We start from the raw sequence: 10,181 nt of genomic DNA on the forward strand, positions 1-10,181 counted from the left end.
ATTCTAATTGCATAATAGCGCAATTTATTAAATCTGATGTGCAATTTCACTACGACCGTTGTTTATTTGGAAACCATTTGTTAGACTATTTTTAGTATCTATACTGGTTTTTACTGCTCCCGTAATGGCATCTTTCATACTCTTTTTGTCATCTACTTGTTTATCTGATACACCCACAGAATTTTGTTGTTGCGCTACTAACCAAATTGGTTGTAATTTTGGAACTTGTTTATCAATTGGTTGTAATTCTGGAACTTGTTCATCTTTAAGTAATGGGACCTTATCTGTTTCTTGGTTTAGGTCTGGTTTTTCTTTGGCTAATAACTTTCTTTCTTGCCGTTTATTCCATTTTTTCTTAAGAACTTTATATCCTTTTCGAAGGTTAACTCCAGTCCATTTTACTCCTATCCAAAGCTTATCCCCAGTCCACTTCGCTACTTCCCAAGTCAATTTTAATAATTTCACAGTCAAAAATCCCAAGCCCCCAAATAGACAACATAAAAGAAACAACATACTACGATCTTCAGAATCCATCACTTTTTCCTCCTTTAAATTTTTTTATTTTTTTGTTTATTTTAATCATACCTGACTTTCTTGCTAGCTCTATCCTATTTTTTCCAAAAAATAAAAAAAGATGGCACTCGTAAAAGTTGTCCTTAGGAAGAATATAAACACGCCTCAAAATTCGACCAAAAAATTGGCGTTGGCACTTTTGAAATTTTTAAAATATCCGCATTGATTCGTTCAAAATTCAGGGAGAGATCTGTTAGTATCAAGTCATATTGATTCAACACCTGGTAATCAATTGAAAAAACATCTTGTTCATAAATATCAATCTGCTTAAAAAAAGGATACTTGTTTAAAATAATATTTTTATAAAGTAAAGCTACACCAATTTCCTGTGTACTTAAAACCAAAATTGACTTTTCTTTCACTTGTGGTTCGATCATATGTACTAATTGATTGGAAGAAATAAGTAATTCCAAAAATAAGTCTTTATGTAATAATTCACTTTTTTCAATAAAGCTCAGTTCTGCAACTTCTAGCGAATGATGATACGCTTGCCAAATCTTAGGATTGTTTTGCATCACTTTTTGATAAAATATATCCGCATAACTGACTTTAAAGATCATTAATTCTTTATAAAAATTGATAAAGTCAGATAAGTAGTCGATTGTCCTTTTACTGACCGATCCTTCAATATTAAGTAAATAATAAAAATGAGTAAGAAAAGTTTCAATTTTCTTAGGCATGATTGTCTGGCGATTAGTATCTGTTGTAAAGAGCAAACCGAAATAGGAACTTAAGACATTTGCTACATTATTTCTAGTTACATTAAACTTATATTTTTGACTCATCAACGTTGTAAAGACTGTATCTTTTTGAATTACTGTTAAAAGCTCAGTGACAACCATTTCTTTATTCTCCAACTCATCTTCCGGTACAAAGTGTTTGTGACCTATACGAATGATCGAAAGAAAAATGTAATACACCGAATAAATAATTTTAGGAGCACTAGCCGTTTTATTTTGTGCTTTGAGACACCTACGTATTAATTGATAGATAGAATCAAAATAAGCAAACTCTTGTATTCGATACATCTCTTTAAACATACATGCAAATAAACGTCTAATTTCCGTTTCATTGCCAACTACCATTAATTTTGCTTGTAAATCGATCTGAATATTTATGGTCTCTGTATAAAAATAATTGTTTATTTTTGACACAATCCTGCGAATACTTGTTTTACTCAAAAATAAAGATTGAGAAATTTCAGTTAGTGTTGGTTCGTATATGACTATGTATTTTAGTATTTTGACATTAATTGAATTATTCAGTATTTTAACAAAAATATCATCTAAATTGACATTGTTCGGTATCGTCAAACTCACTTCTTTGTGATTATTTACCTCAATATGAACAGGAAAATAGGAATCATTGAAGTGTTCAATATCAGCAATTAGTGTTTTATCGGTAATTGTCAGCTTCCTTGCTAGTTTGTTAAGATTGGAAGATCTAGTATTTAACAAATAAAGTAAGGTAACTTGTCTTTCTAATTGCTTTTCAAGTAACCCCATAAGTACAAAACTCCCTTCTATTAAACATCATGTAAGAGTATCGTACAGTCAATTCCTTTAATTTCCCGTATGTTTTTTTCTAGTTTTAGAAATTTAAGTTCTCAAAAATATTTGAATTGTGTTAAAATATAAAATTTAAAAATCCAATCATATAGAATATATTTATTCCATTTTTTAAATAACAATAACTAAATACAATAATAACCAATGTAACAAATAACCATGAACGATTTACTATAAAGTTAACAAAAAACAAGTATAGAAATTTATAAAAAAAACACTAACATAACAAAAATATATGATAAAATAATTTATATACCATAAGAGAAAGGTGGGAGGAAGCGATTTCTAAGATTTTGAAATCCAAAATGATGATGAAAGAACTTAATATACTGGAAAAAACTTCAGAAAGACAAGTCAAGTTAGCATTACTTCTGGGTATGTCATCAATTGAGTGCAACACGCTAACAAAGCAATTAAATGTGACAAAAAAAACATTATTAAGTGACATTGTTTTTTTTAACCACACCTATTCACCTGTTGTCGTTAAAATTGATCAGTATCAAATCATAACATTAAAAATGCCTAATGATATGAATCTGGAAGACTTAATCAAAAAAATACTAAATCATTCTACGAACGTTCAAATCTTAAAAACGATTTTTATCAATGAGCCTGTTTTGTCAAAACTCGCTGAAACATTATTTTTAAGTGAAACCAGTATTCGGCGAATTATTTTTAAAATCAATGAATATTTTTCTGAAAGAAACTGGCCAATCATGATCAAAGTTGCTTCTCAGTTACAAATTACAGGTGACGAAAGTTTTATACGGCATTTTTTTTGTAGCATGTTTCGTGAAATTTATACCCCGCAGCAACTACCACATTTTGACTATATATTTGACTTGTTACAACGTTATCATAATAAAAACCATACGTTTTCTTCAGTAAGTACATATAAGTTAATTTTAAATAGTTATTATTTTTATACGTCCATTATTCGTATCGGACAACGACACATAATTGATTACCCTTTAAAAAAAGAAACCGAAAGTGAACGATTATTTTTTGACTTATTGACAAAAAGTACCGTTCTTTGTTCGATCATTGAAAAGAAATATAATTTTAGTATTACAAAGTCAAATGTCCATAACCTATTAAGTTCATATAGTCATTTATATTTTTTTAATTCAAAAAATGATGAATTAATGGAGCAAAAGAAATTACAAAATTTAGTTCATAGTTTTTATCATTATATGGGCATAGATATTACCTTATCTCCTAATGACATACAAAGACTAAATGACTTTATCCATTTTAATGAACGATTGCAATCCTTTAAGACGACATACATAGATCTTTTGTCACAAACATTTATCAAAGAATCAGAAAAACTATTATCAGCTTATGAAAAGTCAATCGAACAAGCCGGTTTGACTGAAATCAAAGAAAACCAATTGCTTTATGAAGAATTATTTTTAGAACTGATTACATTATCTCCACAATTATTATCAACACTCCTTCCTTATAAAAAACATTTATCCATCGTCATTGTTTCTTATCAGGAAGAACGGATTTTGTCTTTCTATAAACAACTGCTGTTAAAAAAATTTCCGTCGTTATATAAAATTGATATGTATCAAGAAAATATTTTCTCTGTTGATTATGTGAAAATCAATCAATATGACCTAATTTTAACTGATATCGAGCTAAATCAAACGAAGATCTCGACTAATATGTTAAAAATATCAAAAATTCCCACTTCTGCTTTTTGGAGCAACCTAAAAGAACTTCTTTATGCATAAGGGAGTTACATCATTGCTCGTTTAACATCGGTATCACAGCATAAAAATATAGTGCGACCTGAAGTTAGTCTAAAAACTAACTTTGGACTCGCACTATAGTTATACTTTCTATCGCATAGTAACAAACTCTTCTGCACCAGTTGGATGGATAGCGACCGTATCATCAAAATCTGCTTTTGTCGCGCCCATTTTAATTGCAACAGCAAAACCTTGTAACATTTCATCGACACCAATACCAATTGCATGTAAGCCAATGATTTTTTCTTCTTCTCCTACGCAAATCAATTTCATTTCACATTTTTGTCGATAGTCATTCAATGCAAAATACATAGGTGTAAATCGTGAACGATAAACTTTGATCTGATCACTTCCATAGGTAGCCAATGCTTCATCTTCTGTTACACCGATCGTTGCAATTGGTGGATGGGTAAATACAACTGTTGGTACTAAGTGATAGTCTAGATAAGAATTTTCTTTCCCATTAAATAGCCGTTCAGATAAACGGCGACCTGCAGCAATTGCCACTGGTGTCAAATCAATTTTACCGATCACATCTCCCACCGCAAAAATATGTGGATCTGTGGTATTTTGATATTTATCAACTTTTATAAAACCACGTTCATCTAATTTTACTTGGGTATTTTCTAATCCTAATTGATCGGTATTAGGCACTCGACCACCTGCGAACAATACACAATCACCAGAGAGTCGTTCACCATTTTCAAATACAACTGTATACTCATTGTCGTTTTTGATGATTTCTTTAGCTATATGTCCAGCGTAAGTTTTGATCCCAGCTTCTTGATACATCTCAACTAAGTTATCAGATAGCATTTTATCAAAAGTTCGTAATGGACGTTCTTTTCGATACGCCCACATTACCTCACTACCTAGCCCGTGTAAAACACCAGAAAGTTCTGCGGCAATATAACCTGCTCCTAAAACAATTGTCCGTGTTGGCAATTCTGTCATCTCAAAGAAGCCATTTGAATCAATTGCATATTCGCCACCAGGGATCGTCATTTTGCTAGGCTTACCACCAGTTGCAATCAGAATTTTTGTTGCTTGATAGGTTTCCCCATTTACTTCCACGGTTTGACTGTCTATAAAGGTAGCATATCCTTTAATTGCATCCACTTGATTACTATCCAAGCCACGTTGATACGCACCATGTAAAAAGTCAATATATTTCTCACGCTTTTCAACTAACTCTCTAAAATCTACTTTTTTTACATCTGCTTGAATCCCATAACTTGAAGCATCTCGTTCCATTGTTTCTAAAATCGTGCTGGCTTGCCACATCACCTTTTTGGGTACACAACCAACATTCACACAAGTCCCACCAAGTTCATTTCCTTCAATTAATAAAACTTTTGCACCGTGCATTCCGGCACGATTCGCAGAGGCGATCCCTCCAGAACCACCACCGACAACTATATAATCATACGTTTTCATGCTATGCCTCCTAATTTAAGAAGATGCTTGCTTTTCTTCTTACTTTGGATAAATTTTCAAGAAAAATTTCTTCTCTACTCTTTTTATCCTTACAAAAAATAAGTTTAACACGTTTAAACAGATAATATAACTTTGATGCTTTATTTTTATTGGATTGATTAGCGTATGCTTTTATTTTCTTTTCCGAATCATATCTCCTGGTTTTACAGGTTGTGTCACTGGCATAGTTAAAATCATCATCGGATTTGGTGCCCGGTCAATGGATTCATCTTCTTCATTGTACATTACCTCAACCGTTTGGCTAAAATGAGTGAATCCTGGACCATAAAATTCGATCTCATCTCCCACAGAAAATAGATTTCGTTGACGGATCGTTGCAATTTTGGTTTTTTCATCATAAGACATTACTTCACCTACAAATTTATAAACAGGGATCTTACGACGTTCCCCAAATAATTGTTCATTTTCTGTTGGTGTATTGTAATAAAATCCTGTAGCAAGTTCCCGTTGTGCCACTTTCCATAACTCATCAATCCACTCTTGCTTGCAGACATAATTTTCAGGGTCTTCCATATAACTGTCGACCGCAGCTTTATAAACATTAGAAACTGTAGATACATAGTGAATTGATTTCATTCTTCCTTCAATCTTAAAGCTATCTACCCCATTTTCAATCAATTCCGGGATATGCTCGATCATCGACATATCTACTGCACTCATTGAAAATTCTTCTTCTATTTCGCCGTTTTCTGTCAGATGATTTCTTTCTTGGCCAAAAGGCATATCAAATAATCCATATTTCCAACGACAAGATTGTGAACAGCCCCCACGATTAGCATCACGCATTGACATGTGATTAGATAAGGTACAACGGCCAGAATAAGAAATACACATCGCACCATGGATAAAGGCTTCAATTTCCACATCCGTATTTTTACGAATCTCAGCCACTTCTTCCATAGAAACTTCACGAGCTAAAACGACACGCTCTAATCCTTCTTCTTTCCAAAATTCAAGAGTTTCAAAGTTAGTGGCAGATGCTTGTGTCGATAAATGGATCGGTAAGCCCGGTGCTTCTGTCGCACATATTTCAATCAGCGCTGGATCTGAAACAATTACGGCAGAAATTCCGACATCACGTAATTGACGGAAAAATTCTCCAGCACCTTCTTCATTTCCTTCATGTGTCACCATATTTGCAGCAACATATACTTTTGCGTTATGTGCTTTTGCAAAAGCTACGCCTTCAGCCATCTCTTCATAGGTAAAGTTACCTGCGCGACTTCTTAGTCCATAAGCATTTCCGCCAATATAGACTGCATCTGCGCCATAATGAATCGCTGTCTTTAATTTTTCAAGTGTCCCAGCTGGAGCTAAGACTTCGGGTCGTTTCAATTTTCTTTTTGTTGTCATTTTTTCTCGTCATACTCCTTACTTGATGGCTTCAGGATCAATATAGAAGAAGCCAGTATCTAATTCACGATTTTGAGGATGTAATTCACTTATCTTTTTGCTTAATTTTTCAGCACTTTCCTCATTCCAAGTACCTGCAAGGATTTGTTCTTTCGCTTCCACAAATGCTTTGGTAATTTTTACAAAATTTTCTCCTGGGGTAAATAAACCATCAAGTTTCCATGTACGGAACTGATGTTGATACAATAACCCTAATTCTTTTGACAGGTTGATGTCATTGCTGGCAAAAATATGGGTCCCATGAGTGTCTTCATAGATGGAATAATGTGTGTCGTCTTTCTTAGGTTCTGAAATAAACAATCCCCGATCACGATCTACTCGCTCTTCTTGTTTGGTAAAATGATAATAATTTTGCAATAAAGGACGTTTTGATTGATGAATGCAAGTAGCACCATACACTAGAATTTCTACCGGAACATTTAGTTTTTCTTCCATGGCTTTCATTTCTTCAAAAGGAACTTCTCTAGCTAAAACAGCTCCAACAGCTCCTCTTTTCGCCCAAAAATTGATTTGTCTAGCACTAGTAACTAACGTTTCTGCATCAAAAATGTAGGGAATACGCCATTCTGGATGTTTCTTCATGGTGTATATGATACCTGTATCACCTACTGTCAGTTGATCTACCCCAATTTCTTTCAGGAATTGTAGATATTCAGGTACTTTTTTCATTTTTTCAGGATGAATAATCCCATTCATCGCAATATTTACTTTTTTACCATATGTGTGCGCCAATTCAACTAATTGACGTTGTTCTTCTCTTGTAAACGACGCAGGTAATCGCAAACCAAATAGTTCCTCGCCAAAATACAAAGTATCTGTTCCTGCTTCAAGTAATTCTTTTGCTTGTTCAAAAGTTTCTACCGTAGTTATGATTTCGATCATCATTTCCTCCTCCTACAACTCCATAATAGTAGCATAGCTTAAAAAAGTTGCCAACACTTCTTACATTTATTGGTGGATTTTTGAATTTAAATTCACAAGAAAAAAAGTTAAAAAAAATAAAAAAGTGAGAGCCTTTTGCCCATAACCTTCAATCGTTATGTGGAACAAAATTCTCTCACTTCTTTTTTAACTCCTATGATTCAACTACATACTTTTTTGGAAGACGTACATTCAAAGTGATTTTTCCTTTGGAGGCTCCCACTGTCACTTGATCGCCTAAATGGATTTCTCCACCTAATAATGCTTCACTTAAACGATCTTCTATTTCTTTTTGCAACGCTCTTCGTATTGGACGAGCGCCATATTCAGGATCAAAACCAGCTTTTCCGATCACATCTATTGCTGCCGGAGTGATCTTCACTTGGATATCCTGTTCTTTCAAACGTTTGACGATTGCTCGACTCATAATTTGAACAATGGAGTGGATTTCATCCTTGCTTAATGAATGGAAGACAACTGTTTCATCTATCCGGTTCAAGAACTCTGGACGGAATGTTTTCTTTAATTCTTCTAAAATACGCTTTTGCATGGCTTTATGATCTTTGGTAATGTCTTGGACATTGAAGCCAACGTTTTTTTCTTCTCGAATTTGGGTTGCACCAATATTGGAAGTCATAATCATGATCGTATTTCTAAAATCAACTTTCCGACCTTTAGAGTCTGTTAAATGTCCATCGTCTAGTACTTGTAATAACAGATTAAATACATCTGGATGGGCTTTTTCTACTTCATCTAATAAGATGACAGAGTAGGGCTTTTGTCGAATTTTTTCTGTTAATTGTCCACCTTCATCATACCCAACATAGCCCGGAGGTGACCCAATCAACCGACTCGTGCTGTATTTTTCCATAAATTCAGACATATCAACCCGAATCAAGGAATTCTCGTCCCCAAACATCACTTCCGATAAAGCTTTGGCAAGTTCCGTTTTACCAACTCCTGTAGGTCCTAAGAACATAAAGGAGCCAATTGGTCGATTTGGATCTTTTAACCCACTACGAGCCCGACGAATTGCTCTTGATACTGCTTTGACTGCTTCATCTTGTCCAACAACACGTTCATGTAAAAGTGCTTCTAATTCCAATAAACGCTGACTTTCTTTCTTTTCCAGTTGTTGTAATGGAACACCTGTCCATTCAGAAACGACTGTGGCTACATCTTCTTCAGTCACACGATCAGCATAACCATTTTCCTGCTTTTCTTCTAGTATCAATAGTTTTACTAATTTTTTGTGTAATGCTTTTTCTTGTCTTCGCAATTGTGCTGCTATTTCAAAGTCTTGTTTTTGGATTGCTCGTTCTTTTTCTTTGACTAATTGTTCGATTTCCAACTTAATTACTGTAGATTCCGAAAGATCATCTGTTTGATCTAAGCGTACCTTAGCAGCTGACTCATCAATCAAATCGATTGCTTTGTCAGGTAATTGACGAGAAGTGATATAGCGTACAGAAAGATGAACCGCAGCTCTTATCGCATCATCAGTGATTTCTACACCATGATGCTCTTCATATCTTGAACGAAGACCACGTAAAATCTCTTCTGCTTCTTCAGGTGTCGGTTCATCTACTTGAATTCGAGCAAAGCGTCGTTCAAGGGCAGAATCTTTTTCAATGTACTTTTGATATTCATCTAACGTTGTAGCACCAATTGTCTGTAATTCTCCACGAGCTAAAGCAGGTTTCAAAATATTAGATGCATCAATTGCCCCTTCTGCACCACCGGCACCGATCAAGGTATGCAACTCATCAATAAATAAAATGACTTGACCGTCGTTATAGATTTCGTCAATCACCTTTTTCATACGGTCTTCAAATTCTCCACGGTATTTTGTTCCCGCTACTAAAGACCCCATGTCTAACATCATCAAGCGTTTTTCTTGCATCTCATCAGGAACTTCACCCATCACGATTTTTTGGGCTAAACCTTCAGCAATCGCTGTCTTACCAACACCAGGTTCTCCTACTAATACAGGATTGTTTTTAGTTCGGCGACTAAGTATTTGAATCAAGCGTTTTACTTCTCTTGAACGCCCAACAACTGGGTCAAGTTTTCCGTCTCTCGCTAACTTCGTCAAATCTCTTGCTAAAGAATCTAACGTTGGAGTACCTTTTACCATTTGACGCTTTTCTTGTGGGTTTTTACGACGGATACTATTATTACGACTATCATTTTTTATGCCCATTTTTTGTTTCAAAGATTGTCGGACTTTCGTTAAACTGATCCCCAAATTGATCATCATCCGAGTAGCCATGATACTTTCATCTCTTAGCATACTCAATAAGATATGTTCCGTTCCCACTTTTTGAGCACCCATTTTTCTTACTTCACTATTTGCCAATGCAAAAATTTGTTTCATGCGTGGCGAATAAGGTAAAAAGGTTCCTTGAGGATATGAAGTCATTGTACCGTAGCCAATCAAATGCTCAAT

General features: G+C 34.4%; 7 protein-coding genes (1 of these 7 running past the window's edge). 1 reads left to right on the top strand and 6 read right to left on the bottom strand.

Features of this window, described 5'->3' with window-relative positions; all coding sequences use genetic code 11:
- Positions 1-27 precede the first annotated feature (27 nt).
- Both IGL28_RS13095 and IGL28_RS13100 read right to left on the bottom strand, forming a co-directional pair.
- Entirely contained in the window at positions 28-534 is a 507-nt protein-coding gene (locus tag IGL28_RS13095; protein WP_081128986.1) for a hypothetical protein, read from the bottom strand.
- A 122-nt stretch (positions 535-656) separates the two neighbouring features.
- Positions 657-2,078 carry a helix-turn-helix domain-containing protein gene (locus tag IGL28_RS13100; RefSeq protein ID WP_010737210.1) on the bottom strand — a complete coding sequence of 474 codons (1,422 nt, stop codon included), beginning with the start codon at positions 2,076-2,078 and terminating at the stop codon, positions 657-659.
- 371 nt (positions 2,079-2,449) lie between these two features.
- Here IGL28_RS13100 and IGL28_RS13105 point away from each other — a divergent pair, with 371 nt between their 5' ends.
- Positions 2,450-3,883 carry a helix-turn-helix domain-containing protein gene (locus IGL28_RS13105; RefSeq protein ID WP_063627736.1) on the top strand — a complete coding sequence of 478 codons (1,434 nt, stop codon included), beginning with the start codon at positions 2,450-2,452 and terminating at the stop codon, positions 3,881-3,883.
- Between the two features lie 108 nt (positions 3,884-3,991).
- On the opposite strand, the gene gor is transcribed toward IGL28_RS13105, so the two are convergent.
- The 4 genes from gor to IGL28_RS13125 form a co-directional block, all read right to left on the bottom strand.
- Complete coding sequence (gene gor / locus IGL28_RS13110; RefSeq protein ID WP_081128988.1) at positions 3,992-5,338, bottom strand: glutathione-disulfide reductase; 1,347 nt, start codon at positions 5,336-5,338, stop codon at positions 3,992-3,994.
- Positions 5,339-5,509: 171 nt separating this feature from the next.
- A complete protein-coding gene (locus IGL28_RS13115; protein ID WP_010720714.1) occupies positions 5,510-6,751 on the bottom strand; it encodes a peptidase U32 family protein in 1,242 nt (413 codons plus the stop codon).
- 18 nt (positions 6,752-6,769) lie between these two features.
- A complete protein-coding gene (locus IGL28_RS13120; protein WP_081128994.1) occupies positions 6,770-7,693 on the bottom strand; it encodes a peptidase U32 family protein in 924 nt (307 codons plus the stop codon).
- Between the two features lie 193 nt (positions 7,694-7,886).
- A protein-coding gene (locus IGL28_RS13125) for an ATP-dependent Clp protease ATP-binding subunit (RefSeq protein WP_081128989.1) crosses the window boundary here: on the bottom strand, positions 7,887-10,181 show its 3' portion. 186 nt of this gene lie beyond the right edge of the window; 2,295 of the gene's 2,481 nt are visible here — the last part of the coding sequence; its start codon lies beyond the right edge, outside the window; its stop codon occupies positions 7,887-7,889.

The organism is Enterococcus sp. AZ077, assembly GCF_051714965.1.
Lineage (GTDB): Bacteria > Bacillota > Bacilli > Lactobacillales > Enterococcaceae > Enterococcus_B > Enterococcus_B hirae.